Source organism: Mitsuaria sp. RG (assembly GCF_028369275.1).
Lineage (GTDB): Bacteria > Pseudomonadota > Gammaproteobacteria > Pseudomonadales > Pseudomonadaceae > Aquipseudomonas > Aquipseudomonas peradeniyensis.
Genome location: NZ_JAQMYQ010000026.1, coordinates 60093 through 84273, shown reverse-complemented (window position 1 = coordinate 84273; position 24181 = coordinate 60093). Strand labels below are relative to the sequence as shown.

The following is a 24181-nucleotide window of genomic DNA, read 5'->3' as shown; positions in this document are numbered from 1 at the left end:
GTCGTTACGCGACCTCGGCCGTGGTCTCGTAATCGAACACCAGCTCGCCATCGCGCAGGTCGATGTGCACCACGCCACCGTGCTCGGCCAGCTCGCCGAACAGGATCTCCTCGGCCAGCGGCCGCTTGATCTTGTCCTGGATCAGCCGCGCCATCGGCCGCGCGCCCATCTGCACGTCGTAGCCCGAGGCCGCCAGCCAGCCGCGGGCGGCGTCGGTGACCTCCAGCAGCACACGCTTGTCTTCCAGCTGCGCCTGCAGTTCGATGAGGAACTTGTCGACGATGCTCTTGATCGTCTCGTGGGACAGGCGGCCGAACTGGATGATGGTGTCCAGGCGGTTGCGGAACTCCGGCGTGAAGCTCTTGCGGATGACCTCCATCGCATCGGACGAGTGGTCCTGGTGGGTGAAGCCGATCGACGCCCGCGCGGCGGTTTCGGCGCCGGCGTTGGTGGTCATGATCAGGATCACGTTGCGGAAGTCCGCCTTGCGCCCGTTGTTGTCGGTCAGGGTGCCGTGGTCCATTACCTGCAGCAGCAGGTTGAAGACTTCCGGGTGGGCCTTCTCGATCTCGTCGAGCAGCAGCACGCAGTGCGGTTGCTTGGTGATGGCCTCGGTCAGCAGACCACCCTGGTCGAACCCGACATAGCCGGGCGGCGCACCGATCAGGCGCGACACGGTGTGCCGCTCCATGTACTCGGACATGTCGAAGCGCACCAGTTCCACGCCCAGGGCCTTGGCCAGCTGGCGGGCGGCCTCGGTCTTGCCCACGCCGGTGGGGCCGGCGAACAGGAACGAGCCGACCGGCTTGTCCGGTGCCTTGAGGCCGGCACGGGACAGCTTGATGGCGGTGGCCAGCGAGTCGATCGCCGCATCCTGGCCGAACACGGTCAGCTTCAGGTCACGCTCGAGGTTGCGCAGCAGCTCCTTGTCGGAGCTGGTGACGTGCTTCGGCGGAATCCGCGCGATCTTGGCGACGATGTCCTCGACCTGCGGCACGTCGATGCGCTTGACCCGATTGGCTTCCGGCTGCAGGCGCTGGTAGGCGCCAGCCTCGTCGATCACGTCGATGGCCTTGTCCGGCATGTGCCGGTCATTGATGTAGCGCGAGGCCAGTTCGGCGGCGGCGCGCAGGGCCTCGTCGCTGTACTCGATGTTGTGGTGGCTCTCGAAGCGGCCCTTGAGCCCGCGCAGGATGCCCACGGTGTCCTCCACCGACGGTTCGGTGACGTCGACCTTCTGGAAGCGCCGCGCCAGGGCGCGATCCTTCTCGAAGATGCCGCGGAACTCCTGGAAGGTGGTGGAACCGATGCAACGGATCTCACCGGACGACAACAGTGGCTTGAGCAGGTTGGACGCATCCATCACGCCACCGGAAGCCGCGCCGGCGCCGATGATGGTGTGGATCTCGTCGATGAACAGGATGGCCTGCGGACGTTTTTTCAGCTCGCCGAGCAGCGCCTTGAAGCGCTTTTCGAAGTCGCCACGGTACTTGGTACCGGCCAACAGCGCGCCCAGATCGAGCGAGTAGACCACGCTCTGGGCCAGCAGGTCGGGCACCTGGCCATCGACAATGCGCTTGGCCAGGCCTTCGGCGATAGCGGTCTTGCCCACGCCGGCCTCACCGACCAGCAGCGGGTTGTTCTTGCGCCGGCGGGCGAGGATCTGCGCCACGCGCTCGACTTCCTGCTCACGCCCGACCAACGGGTCGATGCGCCCGGCCCGGGCCAGTTCGTTGAGGTTGCTGGCATAGGCGTCCAGCGGGTTGCTGGAAGACGACGCTTCGCCGCCCTCCTCGTCCTGCATGTCCTGCTCGCTCTCGCTGTGCGAACCGTGGCCCGGCACCTTGCTGATGCCGTGGGCGATGTAGTTGACGACGTCGATGCGCGCCACGCTCTGCTGCTTGAGCAGGAATACCGCCTGGCTTTCCTGTTCGCTGAAGATCGCCACCAGCACGTTGGCGCCGGTCACTTCGCGCTTGCCGGAACTCTGCACGTGGAACACGGCACGCTGCAGCACACGCTGGAAGCCCAGGGTCGGTTGCGTCTCGCGGTCCTCGTCATGCACGGGGATCAGCGGGGTGGTCGAATCGATGAACTCCTGCAGGTCGTGCTTGAGTTTGTCGAGATTGGCGCCACAGGCGCGCAGAACGGTCGCGGCAGCCTCATTGTCAAGGAGTGCCAGCAGCAGATGTTCGACGGTCATGAACTCATGACGCTTCGAACGAGCCTCCTTGAAGGCCAGATTGAGGGTGACTTCGAGCTCGCGGTTTAACATAGCTTCACCTCATACCCAAGTGGTCGGCGATTAACCGTCCTTCTCGATTTCACAGAGTAGCGGATGCTGGCTTTCCCTGGCGTATTGGTTGACCTGCATGGCCTTTGTCTCGGCGATGTCACGGGTAAACAATCCGCATACTGCCCGTCCTTCGGTATGGACGGTCAGCATGATCTTCGTTGCCAGCTCGCGGTTCAGATTGAAGAACGTCTCGAGCACTTCGACGACGAAATCCATTGGCGTGTAGTCATCGTTGAACAAAACCACCTTGTACATCGGTGGCGCCTGCAGGATCGGCTTGGCCTCCTGGACTGCAAGGCCGGCGCCATCGTCCTCATGCCCGTCCTCGTTCGACTGCGGGCGATCCTGATTGAATGTTAGTCGAATCTCACTGGGTACATGCATGGAAAGAATTTCATCATGAGCGACAGGTTAAGGTTGTGGGTTGACCGCGCAGGCCACTTCCGGCGCGGGCGCCGGCTGACCTTGACTATCGGCAAAACGGTGTTACAACCAATAAGAACCCACCGTGGTCGATAAAGATCCGCGCAGTCAACCAGATTTTCTCGCAAGGTTCGTATGCGGATGAAGTGGATGATACTCCAGTGATGGAGTCCTTTGCAGAGGGACATAGGGATGGCAAGCGGTAAAGTCAAGTGGTTCAACAATGCCAAGGGCTACGGATTCATCAACGAGGACGGCAAGACTGATGATCTGTTCGCCCATTATTCAGCGATCCAGATGGACGGTTACAAGACGCTGAAAGCAGGCCAAGCCGTGAACTTCGAGATCATCCAGGGCCCCAAAGGGCTGCACGCGACCGACATCAGAAGCGCCACCAGCAGCGTCCAGGCCAGCGCGACGAACCCGGGCAACACCGTCGAAGTCTGATCCCCGACCTGCCTGCCGGTAAACGAAAAAACCGGTCGCCCCTTTAATAAAAGAGGCGACCGGTTTTTTTGCCCCGCTTACATGTGCTTGATCAGCGCCTCGCCAAAGCCCGAGCTACCGACCAGGGTCGCGCCGTCCATCAGGCGCTCGAAGTCGTAGGTCACGGTCTTGGCCGCGATGGCGCCATTGGTGCCCTTGATGATCAAGTCGGCCGCCTCGGTCCAGCCCATGTGCCGCAGCATCATTTCGGCCGACAGAATCACCGACCCCGGGTTGACCTGGTCCTTGCCGGCGTACTTCGGCGCGGTGCCGTGGGTGGCCTCGAACATGGCCACGGTGTCCGACAGGTTGGCCCCCGGCGCGATGCCGATCCCGCCCACTTCCGCCGCCAGCGCGTCGGACAGGTAGTCGCCGTTGAGGTTGAGGGTGGCGATCACATCGTACTCGGCCGGACGCAGCAGGATCTGCTGGAGCATGGCGTCGGCGATGGCATCCTTGACGACCACCTCACGGCCGGTTCTCGGGTTCCTGAACTTCATCCACGGGCCGCCATCGAGCAGCTCGGCGCCGAACTCGTCGCGCGCCACCTCGTAGCCCCAATCCTTGAAGGCCCCTTCGGTGAATTTCATGATGTTGCCCTTGTGCACCAGGGTCAGCGACTTGCGGTCGTTGTCCACCACATACTGCAACGCCTTGCGTACCAGGCGCTTGGTGCCCTCCTTCGAGACCGGCTTGACGCCGATGCCGCAGTCCTGGTCGAAGCGGATCTTGGTGACGCCCATCTCCTCCTTGAGGAACTTGATCACCTTGTTCGCCTCGGGCGAGCCGGCCTTCCACTCGATGCCGGCATAGATGTCCTCGGAGTTCTCGCGGAAGATCACCATGTCGACGTCACCCGGCTTTTTCACCGGGCTCGGCACGCCCTGGAACCAGACCACCGGACGCAGGCACACATAAAGGTCGAGCTGCTGGCGCAGGGCCACGTTGAGCGAACGGATGCCGCCACCGACCGGGGTGGTCAACGGCCCCTTGATCGACACGACATAATCCTTTACCGCATCCAGGGTCTCCTGGGGCAACCAGGTGTCCTGGTCGTAGACCTGGGTGGCTTTCTCGCCGGCGTACACTTCCATCCAGGCGATCTTGCGCTTGCCGCCGTAGGCTTTCTGCACGGCGGCGTCGACCACCTTGATCATCACCGGCGAGACATCCACGCCGATACCGTCGCCTTCGATGTAGGGAATGATGGGGTTGTCGGGAACATTGAGCGAATGGTCTGCATTGACGGTGATCTTGGCACCATCAGACGGAACCTTGATTTTCTGGTATCCCATGCTGCACTACTCCGCTTTTCCTGGGGTGATTGGAAATCGTGCGATCCACTGAGCCTAAACCACATCTGCCGACCTGCAAGGTACGCTCGCCGATCTGGACCGCCATCCCTGCAAGCACTACGTGGGAGCGGGCTTGCCCCGCGAACACCGGCGAAGCCGGTGCCACGCACTGCGGCGCACGCATCGCGGGTCAAGCCCGCTCCCACGTCGACCACCAAAGAACTGGGTGTGTTTCACCGCCCAAACCTGCGGCAACACGCCACATTGCTCCTACGTCTTTGGTCTTATAAATGCGCTGATACCACTTCGCCTTGCTGAATAGCCCAAAGGGTTTGATATACTCCGGCGCGACCATAGGGTCATCGGGGCGAACCCTAGGAAAATGCGGCTCGCCCTTGGTCATGAATGACCACAAAGCCTGGGTTGTTACCGCGGCCCAGCACTTGACGCTCGACTGATGCATCCACCATCACCGCTCGCAGCCTCTCGACTTTCCGCTCATGGCGTCGCCAGGGCGAAGCGCCTACCCTGCGCACCTCGAGACTCGAGTACGCTCAGCACATAGAGAGTTAACCCGCATGCCCACCCGTTCCAAGATCATCTACACCTTCACCGACGAAGCCCCCGCCCTCGCCACCTACTCGCTGCTGCCGATCGTCGAGGCCTTCACCGCTTCGGCCGATATCGCCGTCGAAACCCGCGACATCTCCCTGGCCGGCCGTATCCTTGCCGCCTTCCCGGAGCAACTGGGCGCAGGTAAGCAGGTAGGCGATCACCTGGCGGAACTGGGCCAGCTGGCCACCACCCCTGAAGCCAACATCATCAAGCTGCCGAACATCTCCGCATCGGTTCCACAGCTGAAGGCCGCGATCAAGGAGCTGCAAGCCAAGGGCTTCAACATCCCCGACTACGCCGACGAGCCAGCCAGCGCCGAGGAAAAAGAATCCCGCGCCCGCTACGACCGCATCAAGGGCAGCGCCGTGAACCCGGTCCTGCGCGAAGGCAACTCCGACCGCCGCGCCCCGCTGTCGGTCAAGAACTACGCCCGCAAGCACCCGCACAAGATGGGCGCCTGGGCCGCCAACTCCAAGTCGCACGTTGCCCACATGACCCAGGGCGACTTCTACGGCAGCGAAAAAGCCGCGCTGATCGAGGCTGACGACAGCCTGCGCATCGAACTGGTCGGTAAAGACGGCAGCACCACCGTCCTGAAAGAAAAAACCGCAGTCAAGGCCGCCGAAGTCATCGACTGCGCCACCCTGAGCCGCAAGGCCCTGAAAGCCTTCATCGCCGAGCAGATCGCCGATGCCAAGGCCTCCGGCGTGCTGCTGTCGGTGCACCTGAAAGCCACCATGATGAAGGTCTCCGACCCGATCATGTTCGGCGTGATCGTCGAAGAGTTCTACAACGACGTGCTGGCCAAGCACGCCGCCGCCCTGGCCGAAGTCGGCTTCAACGCCAACAACGGCATCGGCGACCTGTACGCCCGCATCAAGGACCTGCCTGCTGAAAAGCAAGCCGAGATCGAAGCCGACATCCAGGCCCTGTACGCCGTTCGCCCGGCCCTGGCCATGGTCAATTCGGACAAGGGCATCACCAACCTGCACGTACCGAGCGACGTCATCGTCGACGCCTCGATGCCTGCGATGATCCGCGACTCGGGCAAGATGTGGAACACCGCCGGTGAACTGCAGGACGCCAAGGCGATCATCCCGGACCGCTGCTACGCCGGCATCTACCAGGCCACCATCGAAGACTGCAAGGCCAACGGCGCCTTCGACCCGACCACCATGGGCAGCGTGCCGAACGTCGGCCTGATGGCGCAAAAAGCCGAAGAATACGGTTCCCACGACAAGACCTTCCAGATCAAGGCCGACGGCGTCGTGCGCGTGGTCGATGGCAAGGGCCAGGTCGTGCTGGAGCAGAACGTCGAAGCCGGTGACATCTTCCGCATGTGCCAGACCAAGGACGCGCCGATCCAGGACTGGGTCAAGCTGGCCGTCAACCGCGCCCGCCTGAGCAACACCCCGGCGGTGTTCTGGCTGGACCCGGCCCGCGCCCACGACGGCGTGATGATCGAGAAGGTGCAACAGTACCTTAAGGATCACGACACCTCCGGCCTGGACATCCGCATCCTGGCCCCGGTCGACGCCATCAAGTTCTCCCTGGCCCGCATCCGCGAAGGCAAGGACACCATCTCGGTGACCGGCAACGTGCTGCGCGACTACCTGACCGACCTGTTCCCGATCATGGAGCTGGGCACCAGCGCCAAGATGCTGTCGATCGTCCCGCTGATGAACGGCGGTGGCCTGTTCGAGACCGGTGCCGGCGGTTCGGCACCGAAGCACGTGCAGCAGCTGGTCGAAGAGAACTTCCTGCGCTGGGACTCGCTGGGTGAGTTCCTGGCCCTGGCCGCCTCCCTGGAGCACCTGGGCAACACCTACGACAACCCGCGCGCCAAGGTCCTGGCCAACACCCTGGACCAGGCTACCGGCAAGTTCCTCGACACCAACAAGTCGCCTTCGCGCAAGGTCGGCGGTATCGACAACCGTGGCAGCCACTTCTACCTGACCCTGTACTGGGCAGAAGCACTGGCCGCCCAAACCGACGACGCCGCCCTGCAGGCGCGCTTCGCCCCGCTGGCCAAGACCCTGAGCGAGAACGAGGCGACCATCGTCGCCGAGCTCAACGCCGTCCAGGGCAAGCCGGCCGACATCGGTGGCTACTACGCCCCGGATGCCGAGCTGACCGCCAAGGTGATGCGCCCGAGCCAGACCCTGAACAGCGCCATCGCCGCACTGTAAGGTTCGCTTGACGTAACAGCACAGACCCCGGCCACGCACCGGGGTTTGTGCTTTCTGCAGCGCAGAAACGGCCCCTTGTAGGAGCGGCCTTGTGCCGCGAATGGGCTGCGAAGCGGCCCCGGATTTTCAGCTTCGCAACAAACATTGCCGGGGCCGCCTTGCGGCCCATTCGCGGCACAAGGCCGCTCCTACAAGGCCCGCGCCTACCATAGGAATCGCACATGACCTGGCAACCCCACATCACCGTCGCCACCATCGTCGAACACGACGGCAAGTTCCTCTTCGTCGAGGAATTCAAGGCCGACCAGCACGTACTCAATCAACCCGCTGGCCACCTCGAAGCCAACGAAACCATCGCCCAGGCGGCCCTGCGCGAAACCCTCGAGGAAACCGCCTGGGAGGTCGAGCTCACCGGCGTGGTCGGCATCTACCTCTATACCGCCCCGAGCAACGGCGTCACCTACCAGCGCATCTGCTTCGCCGCCCGCCCCGTGCGCCATCACGCTGACCTGGCGCTGGACAGCGACATTGTCCGCGCCGTGTGGCTGACCCGCGACGAACTGCTGGCCGAGCCGTCGCGCTGGCGCAGCGAGCTGGTACCGCGCTGCCTCGACGACTACCTCGCAGGCCCGCTGCATAGCCTCGATCTGCTGCGCGACTGACGCCAGCCCGCGGGTTTGATAGAATCGGCGTTTTTCCCCTCTGATACACACCGGTAGCCATGACCAGCCCAGCACTCAAAGACCCCGCCAAGACCCGCGTCATCGTCGGCATGTCCGGCGGCGTGGACTCTTCCGTCTCCGCCCTTCTGCTCATCGAGCAGGGCTACCAGGTGGAAGGTCTGTTCATGAAGAACTGGGAAGAGGACGACGGCACCGAATACTGCACCGCCCGCGAAGACCTGGCCGACGCCCAGGCCGTGTGCGACCGCATCGGCATCAAGCTGCACACCGCCAACTTCGCCGCCGAATACTGGGACAACGTGTTCGAGCACTTCCTCGAGGAGTACAAGGCCGGCCGCACGCCCAACCCGGACATCCTCTGCAACCGCGAGATCAAGTTCAAGGCGTTCCTCGACTACGCCCTGTCCCTGGGCGCCGACCTGATCGCCACCGGTCACTACGTGCGCCGCCGCGATACCGGCGAGCTTACCGAGCTGCTCAAGGGCCTGGACCCGAACAAGGACCAGAGCTACTTCCTGCACGCCGTCGGCGGCAAGGAAATCGCCCGTACCCTGTTCCCGGTCGGCGAGCTGGAAAAGCCCGAGGTGCGCGCCATCGCCGAGAAACACGGCCTGGCCACCGCCAAGAAGAAGGACTCCACCGGTATCTGCTTCATCGGCGAGCGCCGCTTCAGCGATTTCCTCAAGCAGTACCTGCCGGCCCAGCCCGGCGAGATCCAGACCACCGAAGGTGAAGTGATCGGCCAGCACCATGGCCTGATGTACCACACCATCGGCCAGCGCCAGGGCCTGGGCATCGGCGGCCTGAAAGACGCCGGCGACGAGCCGTGGTACGTGCTGGAAAAAGACCTCTCGCGCAACGTGCTGGTGGTAGGCCAGGGCAACGAGCACCCGTGGCTGTTCTCCCGCGCCCTGCTGGCCTCGGAGATCTTCTGGGTCAACCCGATCGACCTGTCCAGCCCGCGCCACCTGACTGCCAAGGTGCGTTACCGCCAGGGCGACCAGCAGTGCACCCTGGAACGCACCGAGAGCGGCTACCGTGCCGTGTTCGACGAGCCACAGCGCGCCGTCACCCCGGGTCAGTCGGTGGTGTTCTATGACGGCGAGGTGTGCCTGGGCGGCGGCGTGATTGAAACCGCCGAGCCATGGAGCCCGCGCCGATGAACAACCTCCAGGAGCAGTTGATCGCCCTGGGCGGCGTGTTCCAGGCCGCGGTGCTGGTCGACCGCATCGCCCGCACCGGCCAGGCCAGCGAAGCCAATATCGGCTGCATGCTCGGCAGCCTGCTGGTGCGCGACCCGAAGGACACCCTGGAGGTGTTCGGCGGCGACGACCTCAACCTGCGCGACGGCTACCGCGCGCTGGTCGGCGCCCTGGAGCGCGACCCCAGCAGCCTGCAGCGCGAACCGCTGCGCTACGCCCTGTCGATGCTGGGCCTGGAGCGCCAGTTGAACAAGCGTGGCGACCTGCTCGACACCATCGGCAACCGCCTGCCACAGATCCAGTCCCAGGCCGAGCATTTCGGCCTGGTTCACGAAAATGTCATCGCTTCCAGCGGAGCCTTGTACCAGGACACCCTGAGCACCCTGCGCCAACGCATCCAGGTACACGGCGACATGCGTTTCCTGCAGCAGGCCAGCAATGCCTCGAAGATCCGCGCCCTGCTGCTGGCCGGCATCCGTGCCGCGCGCCTGTGGCGACAGCTGGGCGGACACCGCTGGCAACTGGTGTTCAGCCGGCGCAAGTTGCTCAATGAACTGTACGGGATGATGCGTACCGCTGATTGAAACTGCGCCCTGTGTAGGAGCGGCCTTGTGCCGCGAAAGGGCTGCGCAGCAGCCCCGGCAATCTGTGCCGGGGCGAAGGTTCTGGGGCCGCTGCGCGCCCCTTTCGCGGCACAAGGCCGCTCCTACACAGGGTATTGCGACATGATTCACAGGCCCGACCTTTGGTCAGCCACCCGACTCGGGCGCGTTTTTCATGTATGATATGCGCCCTTCCAAAAGCCTGACTGTCCGAGAACACCCCATGCAGCTCTCCTCGCTCACTGCGGTTTCCCCTGTAGACGGCCGTTATGCCGGCAAAACCCAGGCCCTGCGCCCCATCTTCAGCGAATTCGGCCTGATCCGTTTCCGCGCCCTGGTCGAAGTACGCTGGCTGCAGCGCCTGGCCGCCCACCCGCAGATCGGCGAAGTGCCGGCGTTCTCCGCCGAAGCCAACGCCTTGCTGGACAGCCTGGCCACCGATTTCAAGCTCGAGCACGCCGAACGCGTCAAGGAAATCGAGCGCACCACCAACCACGACGTCAAGGCCATCGAGTACCTGCTCAAGGAGCAAGCGGCTCAACTGCCTGAGCTGGCCAAGGTCAGCGAGTTCATCCACTTCGCCTGCACCAGCGAGGACATCAACAACCTGTCCCACGCCCTGATGCTGCGCGCTGGCCGTGACGATGTGCTGCTGCCGCTGATGCGCCAGATCGCCGAATCCATCCGCGCCCTGGCCCACGCCCACGCCGACGTGCCGATGCTGTCGCGCACCCACGGCCAGCCGGCCTCGCCGACCACCCTGGGTAAAGAGCTGGCCAACGTCGTCTACCGCCTGGAGCGCCAGATCGCCCAGGTGGCCGCCGTGCCGCTGCTGGGCAAGATCAACGGCGCCGTGGGCAACTACAACGCCCACCTGTCGGCCTACTCGCAGATCGACTGGGAAGCCAATGCCCGCGCCTTCATCGAGGACGAGCTGGGCCTGGTGTTCAACCCCTACACCACCCAGATCGAGCCGCACGACTACATCGCCGAGCTGTTCGACGCCATCGCCCGCTTCAACACCATCCTCATCGACTTCGACCGTGACGTCTGGGGCTATATCTCGCTGGGCTACTTCAAGCAGAAGACCGTCGCCGGCGAAATCGGCTCCTCGACCATGCCGCACAAGGTCAACCCGATCGACTTCGAGAACTCCGAAGGCAACCTGGGGATCGCCAACGCGCTGTTCCAGCACCTGGCCAGCAAGCTGCCGATCTCGCGCTGGCAGCGTGACCTGACCGACTCCACCGTGCTGCGCAACCTGGGCGTGGGCTTCGCCCATAGCGTCATCGCCTACGAAGCCAGCCTGAAGGGCATCGGCAAGCTGGAAGTCAACGCCGCCCGCATCGCCGCCGACCTGGACGCCTGCTGGGAAGTCCTGGCCGAGCCGATCCAGACCGTGATGCGCCGCTTCAACATCGAGAACCCCTACGAGAAGCTCAAGGAGCTGACCCGTGGCAAGGGCATCACCCCTGAAGCGCTGCTGACCTTCATCGACGGCCTGGACATGCCGGCCGAAGCCAAGGCCGAGCTCAAGCAACTGACTCCTGCCACCTACATCGGCAACGCGGTAGCCCAGGCCAAACGCATCTGACCTGCGCCCCGCGCCTAACGCCCGGCCTGGCCGGGCGTTTTTATTCCCGTACGAAAACCAAGTTTTTTCAATAGGTTGAACATGAATTCTGATACTCCACTGCAACTGTTGGGCGGCCTTACGGCCCGTGAATTCCTGCGCGACTACTGGCAGAAGAAGCCACTGCTGGTGCGTCAGGCCTTCCCCGACTTCGTCAGCCCCATCGACGCCGACGAGTTGGCCGGCCTGGCCCTGGAAGAAGAAGTCGAGTCGCGCCTGGTGCTCGAGCACGGCGAGCGCCCGTGGGAGCTGCGTCGCGGCCCGTTCGCCGAGGACGCCTTCGCCGACCTGCCCGAGCGCGACTGGACCCTGCTGGTGCAGGCGGTTGACCAGTTCGTGCCGGAAGTCGCCGAGCTGCTAGAAGAGTTCCGTTTCCTGCCCAGCTGGCGCATCGACGATGTGATGATCAGCTACGCGGCGCCCGGCGGCAGCGTCGGCCCGCACTTCGACAACTACGACGTGTTCCTGCTGCAGGGCGACGGCACGCGCAACTGGAAAGTCGGGCAGATGTGCAACAGCGACAGCGCGCTGATCGACCACGCCGACCTGCGCATCCTGGCCGACTTCGAGCAGAGCGAGGAGTGGACGCTGGAGCCGGGCGACATGCTCTACCTGCCGCCGCGCCTGGCCCACTATGGTGTTGCCGAGAGCGAGTGCCTGACCTACTCGGTGGGTTTCCGCGCCCCGAGCGCCGCCGAAGTGCTGACCCACTTCACCGACTTCCTCGGCCAGTTCCTGCCCGATGAAGAGCGCTACAGCGACGCCGACGCCCAGCCGGTCAGCGACCCGCACCAGATCCAGCATGATGCCCTCGACCGCCTCAAGGCGCTGATCGACAAGCACATGGCCGACAAGGACCTGCTGCTGACCTGGTTCGGCCAGTTCATGACCGAGCCGCGTTATCCCGAGCAGGTTGTCGGTGAAGAGCTGAGCGAGCAGGACCTGATCAACTATCTCGAACAGGGCGCCGTGCTGATCCGCAACCCAAGCGCACGCATGGCCTGGTCCGAGCTCAACGACGACCTGATGCTGTTCGCCAGCGGGCGCAGTTGCCCGCTGCCAGCCAAACTGCGCGAACTGCTTAAGCTGGTGTGCGCCGCCGATGCCTTGCACATCGACAACCTTGGCCAGTGGCTGCAGGACGAAGACGGCCTGATGCTGGTACAACAGCTGGTCATGCAAGGCAGCCTGGGATTCGCCGATGAATAAGATCAGTGTTCGACTGGCCGACTGGCACAAGGACAACGCCGACATCCACCGCATCCGCAGCGCCGTGTTCGTCGCCGAGCAGCACGTGCCGCCGGAGCTGGAATTCGACGCCGAGGATCCGACCGCCGTGCACTTCCTGGCCATGGAGGGCGACTACCCGATCGGTACCGCCCGCCTGCTGCCCGACGGCACCATCGGCCGGGTCTCGGTGCTCAAGGACTGGCGCGGCCTGAACGTGGGTGACGCGCTGATGCGCGCGGTGATCATCGAGGCGCAGAACCGCGACCTCAAGCAGCAGATGCTCAGCGCCCAGGTACACGCCACGCCGTTCTACGAGCGCCTGGGGTTCCGCGTGGTCAGCGAGGAGTTCCTCGAGGCCGGCATCCCGCACGTGGACATGGTTCGCGACTCGCGCGAGATGGCCTGAGCCACCAGGTTGGCGGCCTACTCTTTGTAGGAGCGGCCTTGTGCCGCGAAAGGGCTGCATAGCAGCCCCAGGATTTCAGCGTTGGCGCAAAGATCGCCGGGGCCGCTATGCGGCCCTTTCGCGGCACAAGGCCGCTCCTACAGGGTTACGCCCGCCCCCTCAGGCAATCACGATCTGCCCATCCCCCACCCCCTGAGCAGAGATCCCCACCAGCGTCACGCTGTCCCCGCCGAACTTCAGCACCAGGTCATCGCCAACCTGGCTGGCATGGGCACGCCAGTCCGGCGTCGCCGTACCACCATCCACACCGATGAACACCAGCCGGTCCTGCCCGGTGAAGTCCAGCACCCGGTCCTGGCCGAAATGCTCGCTGAACAGGAAGGTGTCGCGCCCGCCGCCGCCAATGAGCACATCATTGCCCGCACCACCGACCAGCACGTCATTGCCGGCGCCGCCCTGCAGCCGGTCGTCGCCGCCCAGGCCGAACAGCCACTGGCCCTGATTGCCCGCCACCAGCTGATCGCCGGATTGGGTACCATTGAGCGAGGACGCATAGGGCGTGACCTTACCGCTCTCGAACAGACCTTGCGCCGCCACCCCGTGGCTGACCTCCTTGCTGAAGATCAGCAGGCTCGACTCCTTGCTCACCAGGTTCTCGACATTGCGCACCAGGCTGATGCCGCCCTGGCCATCGCGCACGTACAGCGTGCCCTCGCCGTCCCGGGCGATGCTCAGGTTGGCCAGGGCGTCCTGCAGCTTCAGGGTGTCATGACCGGCGCCGCCATCGATCAGGTTGAAGCCGCCGTCATCGCGGAAGGTGTCGTTGCCGGCCCGCCCTTCGAGGTAGTCGTTGCCGCGCCCGCCATGGATCAGATCGTCCTGCTCTGAGCCGATGATGAAGGTGCTGCCCTTGTGCGGCTCGGCATTGCGGTTGAGGTCCTCGACCCAGGTCGAGCCACGGGTGACATCGGACAGGTTGCTGACCACGATGGTCGAGTCGCGACTGGTCCATTGATAGAACGACGAGCCCAGCACCCGGCCAAGGCCATCGGCATAGGCCGTCGGCAGGTGCGACAGCCAGGTGGCGATGTTGCCGATGGAGAACGGCAGCAGGTTCCAGGCGTCGGAGGCATAGTGGTCGTTGAAGTTGACGATGTTGTTGGTGGCCGAGGCCTTGGCACCATCGTGCACGCCCAGGGTACCCCAGGTCGCCGAGGTGCCGTCGAGCACGCGGAACACCGGATCGTTCTCATAGCCGATATTGAGCACCTTGCTGGCATCGGCGGCCTGGGTCGGCGAGGCGAAGGCGACGTAGCGCGCATCCTGGTAGAAACCGCCCCAGCGCGAGCCGCTCAGGTCGGCCAGGCTGTTGACCGCCAGGCCGCCGAGGCTGTGACCACTGACGGTAACATCGGCGCCACTCAGACCGTTGGCCTTGGCAAAGGCCGCCACATCGGCAAGCAACTTGCCAAAGGCGTTGCCGGCGTAATCACGGGCATAGCCAGCCGGGCCGATCGCCGCCAGCAGGTCGTTGATGGCATCGCCGATGGTGTCGCCCAGCAGGTTCTCGCGCGGGCCGCTGGTGCCGCGGAAGGCGATGCCGATGCCGCTGAGCTGGCCGGCGGCATCGTAGCGGCCGAGGATTTCCACCTGCGCCGATGTGTAGCCCGGCGCTTCGCCGTGGAAGGTGCCACGGCCGTCGGTCTTGCCCTGGTAGCCCAGCTGCGCCGCGCTGATCGGCGTCCAGCCGGCGGCCTTGACCTGGGCCAGGGCGCGGGCTTCGGAGTCGGGGTTCCAGGGGATGCCGGGGATCACGCCCTGGCTGTCGGTGCCGCCGATCAGCGCCTTGACCAGGGTGGCCGGCAGGCCCAGACCGAAGCCGTACTTCTGGTAGCCGGCGCTGAAGCCATCGTCGATACCATGGTAGGCATAGGTGGCCAGGGCCATGGCATCTTTATAGAGCGAGGAAGAGGCAGTGCTGTCGAGCTGTCGGTAATCGAAAACGGGCATTGGTTTACATCCCTGTTGTTATTGTAGGAAGGACACCCCAGCGACATCGTCCAGTGACACGACTGGCGGGCGAAAGGCAAAGCTGGCACGCATTTGCCGACTCGTCCAACCCCAAGGGGTGGCTACCCTGCCAAACATGCGGGCGAAAAACCTGTACATGCATACAGATAAAGCTTGCCTGCACGCCCTGGCTTGCGCATCCTAGTGCCCATCTTCCGCGATCAAGCGTTTCGGCCATGCGCCTCTTCCTCTGCGAAAAACCCTCCCAGGCAAAAGACATCGCCAAGGTCCTCGGCGCCCAGCGTCGTGGCGACGGCTGCTGGCAAGGAACCGATGTCTGCGTGACCTGGTGCATCGGCCACCTGCTCGAGACCGCGCCGCCGGACAGCTACGACGAGCGCTACAAGCGCTGGGCCCTCGAGGACCTGCCGATCATCCCGGAGAAGTGGAAGATGACGGTCAAGCCCAAAACCGCCAGCCAGTACAAGGCAGTCAAGCGTCTGCTCGGCGAGGCCCGCGAGCTGGTGATCGCCACCGACGCCGACCGCGAGGGCGAGATGATCGCCCGGGAGCTGGTCGAGCATTGCCGCTACCGGGGACCGATCCAGCGCCTGTGGCTGTCGGCACTGGACGACGCCTCGATCCGCAAGGCACTCGGCCGCCTGCTGCCGGGCCAGGAGACCTTCAGCCTGTACCATTCGGCCCTTGGCCGCTCACGCGCCGACTGGCTGATCGGCATGAACATGAGCCGCCTGTTCACCCTGCTCGGCCGCCAGTCCGGCTACCAGGGCGTGCTGCCGGTGGGACGGGTGCAGACACCGACGCTGCGCCTGGTGGTGGACCGCGACCGCAGCATCGCCGACTTCGTGCCGGTGCCCTTCTGGGCCATCGAGGTGCAGCTGGAAAGCGCCGGCAGCGTGTTCAACGCCCAGTGGCGTGCGCCGGAAGACGCCTGCGACGACCAGGGCCGCTGCCTGAAGCAGGACCTGGCCCAGCAGGCCGCCGCCGACATGCAGGCGGCCGCCAGCGCCCGGGTGCGCAAGATCGCCACCGAACGAGTACGCGAGGCGGCTCCCCTGCCCTTCGACCTCGGCACCCTGCAGGAAGTGTGCTCGAAGAAGCTCGGCCTCGGCGCCCAGGAGACCCTGGATATCGCCCAGGCCCTGTACGAAACCCACAAGCTCATCACCTACCCACGCAGCGACAGCGGCTACCTGCCCCTCAGCCAGCACGGCGAGGCTGCCGGTATCCTCGCCGCCCTGCAACGGGCCGACAACAGCCTCGCGCCGCTGCGGGCGCACCTGGATCCGGTCCGCCGCTCACGGGCATGGAACGACCAGAAGGTCAGCGCCCACCACGGCATCATCCCCACCGCCGCCGCCAGCGATCCGGCGCGCCTGCCGCCCAAGTACAAGGCGGTGTATACCCTGATCCGCGCCCGCTACCTGGCGCAGTTCCTGCCCAACCACGAGTACGACCGCACCCAGGCCGAGTTCGATTGCGCCGGCCATGCGCTGCGGGCGGTGGGCAAGCAGATCGTCGAGCCGGGCTGGCGCCGGGCGCTGCCCGAGGCACTGACCCCAACCAAGGGCCGTGAGGCGCCACCGGCCCAGGTGCTGCCGGCGCTGCGCGAAGGCCAGGACTGCGCAGTGCGGGACCTGCAACTGAAGGACCTGTGGACCCAGCCACCCAAGCCCTTCACCGAAGGCGACCTGATCAAGGCAATGAAGAACGTCGCCAAACTGGTGGACGACCCTCGGCTGAAACAGAAGCTCAAGGAAACCACCGGCATCGGCACCGAGGCCACCCGCGCCAGCATCATCCAGGGCCTGCTCGACCGTGGCTATCTGGTCAAGAACGGCAAGGCCCTGTCGGCCACGCCCGCCGCCTTCAGCCTGATCGACGCCGTGCCTCGGGCCATCGCCGACCCTGGCACCACGGCGATCTGGGAACAGGCGCTGGACATGGTGCAGAGCGGCGAGATGAGCCTGGACGAGTTCGTCACCCGCCAGTCGGCCTGGATGGGCAAGCTGGTGCAACGCTGCAGCGGCCTGCGCCTGACCATCAGCGGGCCGGCAGCGGGCAAGGCGGCGGCGCCGTGGAAGAAGAAGCGCAAGGGTGCTGCCAAGGGCAAGACAGTAGCCGGCAAGCCTCGGCAGCCGCGGCGCAAGGCAGCGACCTAGCGCGTTCCAATCGCGGGGCAAGCCCGCTCCCACGCCTGTTTGTATTCGGCGCGTGGGAGCGGGCTTGCCTCGCGATGGCGCCATCTACTGGCGCAATGAAAATCCTCTGCTATTTTTTCATGAAAATAATCATAAAAAATTTCACGAGGCCCCGGCATGTTCAAGCAATCCGCCCAGCACGTCGCCAGCTACTACGCCCGCACCTACCCCGCCACCATCCCCCTGCGCCCCACCCTGCAGGGCGCCCATGACACCGACATCCTGATCGTCGGTGCCGGTTTCAGCGGCCTGCACACGGCCCTGCGCCTGACACTGGCCGGCCAGCGCGTGACCCTGCTGGAAGCCAGCCGGGTGGCCTGGGCCGCCTCGGGCCGCAACGGTGGCCAGGCACTGCTGGGCTGGTCGTGCGACATGCCCCCGCTGGAGCGAGCCCTGGGCCTGGAGCGCAGCCGACGCCTGTGGGACAGCATGTGCTGGGCTGCCCGCGAGCTGCGCGAACTGCCCCAGCGTCATGGCTTCGATGTCGACTATCACCTGGGCAGCCTGTGGACCGCCGTGCTGCCGCGCCGGGTAAAACTGCTGGAGGCGGCCCGACGCGAAGCACAGGAGAAGTTCGACTACGACTGCCTGCGCCTGATCGGCCGCGACGAACTGACCGAGTGGATCGACAGCCCCCGTTACCAGGCCGCGCTGTACGACCCCAATGGCGCCCACCTCAACCCGCTGAAGCTGGCCCAGGGCCTGGCCGGCGTGATCGAGGCGAACGGCGGGCGGATCTACGAGCAGAGCCAGGTGCTCGACTACCACGAACACGCCAACGGCTTCGTCGCCCGCACCGAACAGGGCGAAGTGCGCAGTCGCGTACTGGTGCTGGCCTGCAATGCCTATATCGACCGCCTCGACCGCACGCTCTCGCGCCGGCTACTGCCGGTGGGCTCCTACCAGGTGGCCACGGCCCCCCTGGATGCCGAGTTCGCCGCCTCGCTGCTGCCGCGCAACAGCTGCGTGATCGACAACCAGTTCGTTCCCGACTACTTCCGCCTGACGCCCGACCACCGCCTGCTGTTCGGCGGCGGCTGCACCTACCTGGGCGGCATCCCCAAGGACGTCGCCAGCGCCACCCGGCCCTATCTGGAGCGGGTGTTCCCACAGCTGCGCGGGGTGGCCATCGAACATGCCTGGGGCGGCCACATCGACTGCAGCATCCAGCGCACCCCGGATATCGGCCGTCAGGGCCAACGCTACTGGCTGCAAGGATTCTCCGGCCACGGCGTGCTGCCGACCCTGGCCGGCGCACGCGCCGTCAGTGACGCGATTCTGGGTGACGACGACCTGCTCGCGCTTTATCAGGGCATCGAAAATGGCCGCTTCCCCGGCGGCGACCTGCTGGCCGCGCCGCTGGAAGCGGCCGCCAAGGCCTGGTACAGGATGCGCGACCATGTCTGAACCGATCGACGACAACCAGGGCCTGGCGCGGCTGGTACGCGACCTGCGCAAGCACCGCGGGCTGACCCTGGACGAGCTGGCCGGTCGGGTCAAGCGCTCGCTGGGTTTTCTCTCCCAGGTCGAGCGCGGCCTGTCACGCCCCACGGTGGCTGACCTCACCGCCATCAGCGAGGCGCTGCAGGTCCCCACCACCTACTTCTACCAGGCCGTGCCGCCCCGGGCGATCGACTGGGTCACCCGTCCCGGTGAGCGGCGCACCCTGTACTACGCCGCCGGGGTCACCGACGTGCTGGTCTCACCGACCCTCACCGGCCGCTTCGCCATGCTCGAAAGCCACCTGGCGCCCGGCGCCAGCAGTGGCGAAGGGCATCTGGATGACAGCTCGGAACAGGGCGGTTTCGTTCTCGAGGGCGAGCTGACCCTGTGGCTCGAAGGCCAGGAGGATGCGATCACCCTGTACCCCAACGACAGCTTCCAGCTGCCGCCCCACAGCCAGTTCCGTTACGCCAACCTGACCGCCCGAACGACCCGGGTTCTCTGGGTCTTCCGTTGAGAGCATGCCAATGACAAGTACAACAGGCTTCCCCGATCTGCTCAGCGAAGTACGCGCCTTCCGCGTCCAACACCCGCAGGTGCGCTACGTCGACCTGCTCAGCCTGGACATCCCTGGGCACTTCTACGGCAAGCGCTATCCCATCGACATGCTGGAAAAGGTAGCCGCCGGCAGCCCGCTCAAGCTGCCGCAGAACTGCGTGCTGCTCGGCGTGCAGGGCGGGCTGTTCCCCATCGGCGACTACTGCTTCAACGACGGCGACCCGGACGCCCCGCGCCGCCTGGTACCCGGCACGCTGAAACCGGTGAGCTGGGAGCGTGAGCCGCTGGGGCAGATGTTGATCACCTCGGACGGCACCGCGGCGCCTATCGAATTCGAGCCCCGCGAGGTGCTGGCCCGTGTCCTGCAACGCCTGGAGCGCCGGGGCATCCGCCCGGTGGTGGCGTTCGAACTGGAGTTCTACCTGCTCGACCGGGCGCTGAAAGACGGCCTGCCGCAGTTCCCCCGCGACCCGGCCAGTGGCGATGCCGACGATCAGCCAAACATGCATATCGAGCGCCTGTCGCGGTTTTCCGATGTGCTGCGCGAGATGGTCGAGACCGCCAACGCCCAGGGGGTGGACGCCAACGTCATCACCGCCGAGCTGGGCCCTGGCCAGTTCGAGATCAATTTCGGCCACTGCGACGATGGGCTGCGCGCCGCGGACTGGGCGGCGCTGTTCTGCCGCAGCACTCGGGGCGTGGCGCTCAAGCATGGGCTGCGTGCCTCGTTCATGAGCAAGCCCTACCTGCATGCGCCGGGCAGCGGCATGCATGTGCATGTCAGCCTCTACGACCCGGCCGGCAACAACCTGCTCGCCGCCGACGCCCAGCGCCCGCTGCGCCACGCCGTGGCCGGCTGCCTGGCGCTGCTGCCGCACTGCATGCCGGTGTTCGCCGCCAACCACAACGCGTTTCGCCGCTACGGCGCCATGGTCAATGCCGCCAGCCGCGCAAGCTGGGGCTTCGAGGACCGCGACGCGTGCATCCGCATTCCAGAGTCGGATCCGCGCAACCTGCGGATCGAGCACCGGCTGGCCGGGGCGGATGCCAATCCGTATCTGGTACTGGCGGCGATCCTCTGCGGGATGGAGCATGGGCTGGACACCGCGCAGGAGCCGATTGCACCGCTGAACGAGGATCGTGGCAGCGGGATCGACTTTCCCAAGGACATGCTCGGCGCGGTGGCGGCGATGCGCGGGCATCCGGCCGTCAACGAAGGGTTGGGTGCGGAATTCGTGATGGTCTATTGCGAGAACAAGCGCCAGGACCATCTGGCGTTCCTGCAGGAGGTCAGTGCGCGGGAATATCGCTGGTTCCTGTAGGCACTGTTGCTGCCTCTTCGCGGGTAAACCCGCTCCCACAGGTGTTCCACTGAGCCAGAATCCAGTGCCGTACCTGTGGGAGCGGGTTTACCCGCGAAGAGGCTGGCACTGGAATCACGCGCCGCCCAGGATTACCATGCACCACCTCTAGCGCGGCCTTTTGCCGCACCCCGCCTTCCAGCCTGCGCACACCACCCATGCCCTTCGAACTCACCGTAGAACCGCTCACCCTGCTGATCCTCGCCCTGGTCGCCTTCGTCGCCGGCTTCATCGACGCCATTGCCGGCGGCGGTGGCCTGCTGACCACTCCCGCGCTACTCACCGCCGGCATGCCGCCGCACCTGGTGCTGGGCACCAACAAGCTCAGCTCGACCTTCGGTGCCGCTACCGCCAGCATCACCTACTACCGGCGCAAGCTGTTCCATCCGGCGCAGTGGCGCCTGGCGATCGTCGGCACCTTGGTGGGCGCGCTGATCGGCGCGGTGGTGGCCCACTACATGCCCGCCGAATGGCTGAACAAGATGTTGCCGGTGATCGTCTTCGCCTGTGGCGTCTACCTGCTGTTCGGCGGCACGCCCAAGGCGCCATTGGACGCCGAGGCGCCGATCAGGAAGAAGTGGCAGTTCCCGCAAGGTTTCACCCTGGGTTTCTATGACGGCGTCGCCGGGCCGGGTACCGGTGCTTTCTGGACCGTTAGCACGTTGCTGCTCTATCCGATCGACCTGGTTCGCGCCAGTGGCGTGGCGCGGAGCATGAACTTTGTCAGCAATATCGCGGCGCTTACGGTGTTCATCATTTCCGGGCAGGTGGATTACATCGTTGGGCTGTGCATGGGGGTGTCGGTGATGGTCGGGGCGTTCTTTGGGGCGCGTACGGCGATCAGCGGGGGGAGCAAGTTTATTCGGCCGGTGTTTATTGCCGTGGTGTTGGCGTTGACCATTCGCTTGGCGTGGCAACACTGGTTCGGGTAGGTTTTTTTGGCGATTTTTTTGATTTTTGCATGCACATTCGTAGGTGATGTCGACAGTTAGTCACCTTTTCGCCTTTACGGCGACCTACTTTTCTCTAGGGAAAAGTAGGCAAAACCGTTCCGCTCCGTTCATCCGTCCCGCTCGTGGCGGGATTCCCTCACGCCATTGTTTGCTCCCGGGAGGACCGCGCTGAACGCCCCATCCTGGGGCGCAGCGCTTGACGGCCATCCATGGCCGTCACCTCCCTCCGCAAGAACTCCGCTCGGCCTCCTGAAGTCGCAATTGGTGTTGCCTGGACTATCGCGCGCTTAGAAGCAAGAGCAAGAGCAAGAGCAAGAGCAAGAGCAAGAGCAAGAGCAAGAGCAAGAGCAAGAGCAAGAGCAAGAGATGCGAAGTTAGTTATTTTACAGTTAGTTATGTATTGGCTGTTCCGGCCCTTTCGCGGGGCAAGCCCGCTCCTACAGGGTTATATATAGCGACGACTATTGCGTGGGAGCGGGCTTGCCCCGCGATGTGATCGAGAGATTAATTAAGCTCCCACTAGCGACAGCTGCGCCAGTCCAGGCGCCGCCCGTAACTTCGCGACTTCAGGAGGCCGAACGCAGGACTTGCGGAGGGAGGTGACGGGCATGGATGCCCGTCAAGCGCTGGGGCCCAGGATGGGCCCTGCAGCGCGGTCCTCCCGGGAGCAAGGCCGGAGTGAGGGAACCCGGAGCGAAGCGTAGGGCCGGATGAATGGAGCGCAACGGCTTTGGTTACTTTGGCCGCGGACGGCGAGTTAAGACCAAAGTAACCCGCCGTAAGGGCGGAAAGGTGAATAAGCGTCGACATCACAAATGAATGCGCATACAACTTCAAAAACCAACTGAAACGAACTAAAACCAACTAAAACAACTCAGGCAGACAACACCGGCTCAGGAAGCCCCAACCGCCGAGCAACATACAAATCAATCAGATACCGAGCAATCGACCGCCCCGCCGGCAAAGGCGGCAACTCATGCACATTGAACCACCGCGCATCCTCGATCTCATCCGCCTGCATGACAATCTCCCCCCCAGCGTACTCGGCATGAAACCCCAGCATCATCGAATGCGGAAACGGCCAGCACTGGCTGCCAACGTACTGGATGTTCCTGACCTCCACCGCCACCTCTTCACGCACCTCGCGCACCAGGCAGTCCTCGGCCGACTCCCCCGGTTCCGCAAAGCCCGCCAGGGTGCTGTAGACCCCGGTAACGAAACGCGGCGAACGGGCCAAAAGCACCTCGTCGCCACGAGTAATCAACACAATCATGCTCGGTGAAATCCGCGGATAGCTGCGCAAGTCGCACGGCTGGCAGTACATCGCCCGCTCCCAGCGAATCTGCGTCATGGCCTGCCCGCAACTGCCGCAGAAACGGTGCTCGCGAGCCCAGGTACCGATTTGCGCGGCGTACCCGAGTACCTTGTAGGTGTCGAAGTCGCCCTCAAGCATGAACCGGCGCAGCCCCTGCCAGTGACACCCCGGCACTTCACCGGCACCACGCAGCTCCAGCAGGAACACCGGCTGGCCATCAAAATGGCCGATACCATGCTCGCACAGCACATCAAGGTCCTGGCGCTTGAGCCAGTCGCGGGGAAACAGCGCGCCGTTGGCGTCCACCAGGAACCCCTCCGGGCTGCGGGCGACGGCCAGCCCCCCGGTGATCTGCGGGTCGAGTACTGCGGTTGTCCAGCGTGCTGACATGGTTCGGGTCCCTTGATGGCGCCCGCCTCTGTCCAGTCAGTCGGCGAACGTCGGTTGCTGTTTGCTCATGTGCGCGGCCATGGCCACGCGCAGGTCTTCGGACTGCAGCATGGCCGCGTTCCAGGTGGCGATGTACTCCAGGCCATCGTCGATGCGATGGTCGCGCATGTAGCTGATCATCTCCTTGGTGCCGGCCACGGCGATCGGCGATTTTGCGGCAATCTCGCGGGCGATGGCAAAGACCCCGTCGAGCAGCGCCGCCTGGTCATCATAGACGCGGTTGACCAGGCCGATGCGCAGCGCCTCCTGGGCGTCGACCCGGCGGCCGGTGTAGGCCAGCTCGCGCATGATGCCGTCGCCGATGATACGCGGCAAACGTTGCAGGGTGCCGACATCGGCGGCCATGCCCATGTCGATCTCCTTGATCGAGAACTGCGCGTCAGCGGCGCAGTAGCGCATGTCGCAGGCCGAGACCATATCGATGGCGCCGCCGATGCAGTAGCCCTGGATCGCCGCCAGCACTGGCTTGCGGCAGTTGTCCACGGCGTTGAACGAGCCTTGCAGGCGCAGGATGGTGCGGCGCATCACCCGGGCGTTGCGTCCGACATCCTTGCCCAGTTGCTGCGCCAGGGTGGCCAGCATCGTCAGGTCGATGCCGGAAGAGAAGTGCTTGCCGGCGCCACTGATGACCACCACGCGCACCGCGTCGGTGTCGTCGATCCACTGGAAGATCTCGACCAGCTCTTCCCAGAAGGCGGCGTTCATCGCGTTGATCTTGTCCGGGCGATTGATCTGCACGTGGGCGATGTTGTCGGTCAGTTCGACCTTGAACGCGGTGTATTCGGTCACGAGCGGCACTCCTGTGGGAA

General features: G+C 64.7%; 19 protein-coding genes. 13 read left to right on the top strand and 6 right to left on the bottom strand.

Annotated features, from left to right (window positions below; all coding sequences use genetic code 11):
• Nucleotides 1–4: 4 nt before the first annotated feature.
• Nucleotides 5–2275, bottom strand: coding sequence for an ATP-dependent Clp protease ATP-binding subunit ClpA (gene clpA, locus POF53_RS15870; RefSeq protein ID WP_203652218.1), 2271 nt, complete (start codon nt 2273–2275; stop codon nt 5–7).
• 30 nt (nt 2276–2305) lie between these two features.
• Nucleotides 2306–2680: an ATP-dependent Clp protease adapter ClpS gene (gene clpS / locus POF53_RS15865; RefSeq protein WP_203652216.1), complete on the bottom strand. Its 375-nt coding sequence runs from the start codon at nt 2678–2680 to the stop codon at nt 2306–2308.
• Between the two features lie 231 nt (nt 2681–2911).
• Here clpS and cspD point away from each other — a divergent pair, with 231 nt between their 5' ends.
• Complete coding sequence (gene cspD, locus POF53_RS15860; protein ID WP_186716100.1) at nt 2912–3166, top strand: cold shock domain-containing protein CspD; 255 nt, start codon at nt 2912–2914, stop codon at nt 3164–3166.
• Nucleotides 3167–3243: 77 nt separating this feature from the next.
• Here cspD and icd read toward each other — a convergent pair whose 3' ends face one another.
• Nucleotides 3244–4500 carry an NADP-dependent isocitrate dehydrogenase gene (icd, locus tag POF53_RS15855; protein ID WP_203652214.1) on the bottom strand — a complete coding sequence of 419 codons (1257 nt, stop codon included), beginning with the start codon at nt 4498–4500 and terminating at the stop codon, nt 3244–3246.
• Nucleotides 4501–5078: 578 nt separating this feature from the next.
• Here icd and POF53_RS15850 point away from each other — a divergent pair.
• From POF53_RS15850 to POF53_RS15820, 7 genes are all read left to right on the top strand, one after another.
• Nucleotides 5079–7304, top strand: a complete 2226-nt coding sequence (locus tag POF53_RS15850; protein ID WP_498968461.1) for an NADP-dependent isocitrate dehydrogenase — start codon at nt 5079–5081, stop codon at nt 7302–7304.
• Nucleotides 7305–7525: 221 nt separating this feature from the next.
• Nucleotides 7526–7966, top strand: coding sequence for an NUDIX hydrolase (locus tag POF53_RS15845; RefSeq protein WP_498968459.1), 441 nt, complete (start codon nt 7526–7528; stop codon nt 7964–7966).
• 59 nt (nt 7967–8025) lie between these two features.
• Complete coding sequence (gene mnmA / locus POF53_RS15840; RefSeq protein WP_498968456.1) at nt 8026–9150, top strand: tRNA 2-thiouridine(34) synthase MnmA; 1125 nt, start codon at nt 8026–8028, stop codon at nt 9148–9150.
• Nucleotides 9147–9773 carry a high frequency lysogenization protein HflD gene (hflD, locus tag POF53_RS15835; RefSeq protein ID WP_203652209.1) on the top strand — a complete coding sequence of 209 codons (627 nt, stop codon included), beginning with the start codon at nt 9147–9149 and terminating at the stop codon, nt 9771–9773. Before mnmA ends, hflD begins: the two co-directional genes overlap by 4 nt.
• Before the next feature lie 241 nt (nt 9774–10014).
• Entirely contained in the window at nt 10015–11385 is a 1371-nt protein-coding gene (gene purB / locus POF53_RS15830; protein ID WP_498968454.1) for an adenylosuccinate lyase, read from the top strand.
• A gap of 81 nt (nt 11386–11466) precedes the next feature.
• Nucleotides 11467–12633, top strand: coding sequence for a ribosomal protein uL16 3-hydroxylase (locus tag POF53_RS15825; RefSeq protein WP_232855652.1), 1167 nt, complete (start codon nt 11467–11469; stop codon nt 12631–12633).
• Nucleotides 12626–13060: a GNAT family N-acetyltransferase gene (locus POF53_RS15820; protein ID WP_203652207.1), complete on the top strand. Its 435-nt coding sequence runs from the start codon at nt 12626–12628 to the stop codon at nt 13058–13060. The genes POF53_RS15825 and POF53_RS15820 overlap by 8 nt, the downstream gene beginning before the upstream one ends.
• 159 nt (nt 13061–13219) lie before the next feature.
• Here the strand turns inward: POF53_RS15820 and POF53_RS15815 are convergent, their stop codons facing one another.
• Nucleotides 13220–15070 (bottom strand): polyurethane esterase, encoded by a 1851-nt coding sequence (locus tag POF53_RS15815; protein WP_498968451.1) that lies wholly within the window; start codon nt 15068–15070, stop codon nt 13220–13222.
• A 236-nt stretch (nt 15071–15306) separates the two neighbouring features.
• On the opposite strand from POF53_RS15815, the gene POF53_RS15810 reads away from it, so the two are divergent.
• The 5 genes from POF53_RS15810 (at nt 15307) to POF53_RS15790 (ending at nt 21586) form a co-directional block, all read left to right on the top strand.
• Complete coding sequence (locus POF53_RS15810; protein WP_232855654.1) at nt 15307–17253, top strand: DNA topoisomerase III; 1947 nt, start codon at nt 15307–15309, stop codon at nt 17251–17253.
• 156 nt (nt 17254–17409) lie between these two features.
• Complete coding sequence (locus tag POF53_RS15805) at nt 17410–18699, top strand: NAD(P)/FAD-dependent oxidoreductase (protein WP_498968448.1); 1290 nt, start codon at nt 17410–17412, stop codon at nt 18697–18699.
• Nucleotides 18692–19252, top strand: a complete 561-nt coding sequence (locus tag POF53_RS15800) for a helix-turn-helix domain-containing protein (protein WP_203652202.1) — start codon at nt 18692–18694, stop codon at nt 19250–19252. The genes POF53_RS15805 and POF53_RS15800 overlap by 8 nt, the downstream gene beginning before the upstream one ends.
• Nucleotides 19253–19262: 10 nt before the next feature.
• Nucleotides 19263–20615 carry a glutamine synthetase family protein gene (locus POF53_RS15795; protein WP_498968446.1) on the top strand — a complete coding sequence of 451 codons (1353 nt, stop codon included), beginning with the start codon at nt 19263–19265 and terminating at the stop codon, nt 20613–20615.
• 197 nt (nt 20616–20812) lie between these two features.
• Nucleotides 20813–21586, top strand: a complete 774-nt coding sequence (locus POF53_RS15790) for a TSUP family transporter (RefSeq protein ID WP_110733608.1) — start codon at nt 20813–20815, stop codon at nt 21584–21586.
• A gap of 895 nt (nt 21587–22481) precedes the next feature.
• On the opposite strand, the gene nudC is transcribed toward POF53_RS15790, so the two are convergent.
• Nucleotides 22482–23312 carry an NAD(+) diphosphatase gene (gene nudC, locus POF53_RS15785; RefSeq protein ID WP_203652196.1) on the bottom strand — a complete coding sequence of 277 codons (831 nt, stop codon included), beginning with the start codon at nt 23310–23312 and terminating at the stop codon, nt 22482–22484.
• Between the two features lie 36 nt (nt 23313–23348).
• Entirely contained in the window at nt 23349–24161 is an 813-nt protein-coding gene (locus POF53_RS15780; RefSeq protein WP_028692407.1) for a crotonase/enoyl-CoA hydratase family protein, read from the bottom strand.
• Between the last annotated feature and the right edge of the window lie 20 nt (nt 24162–24181).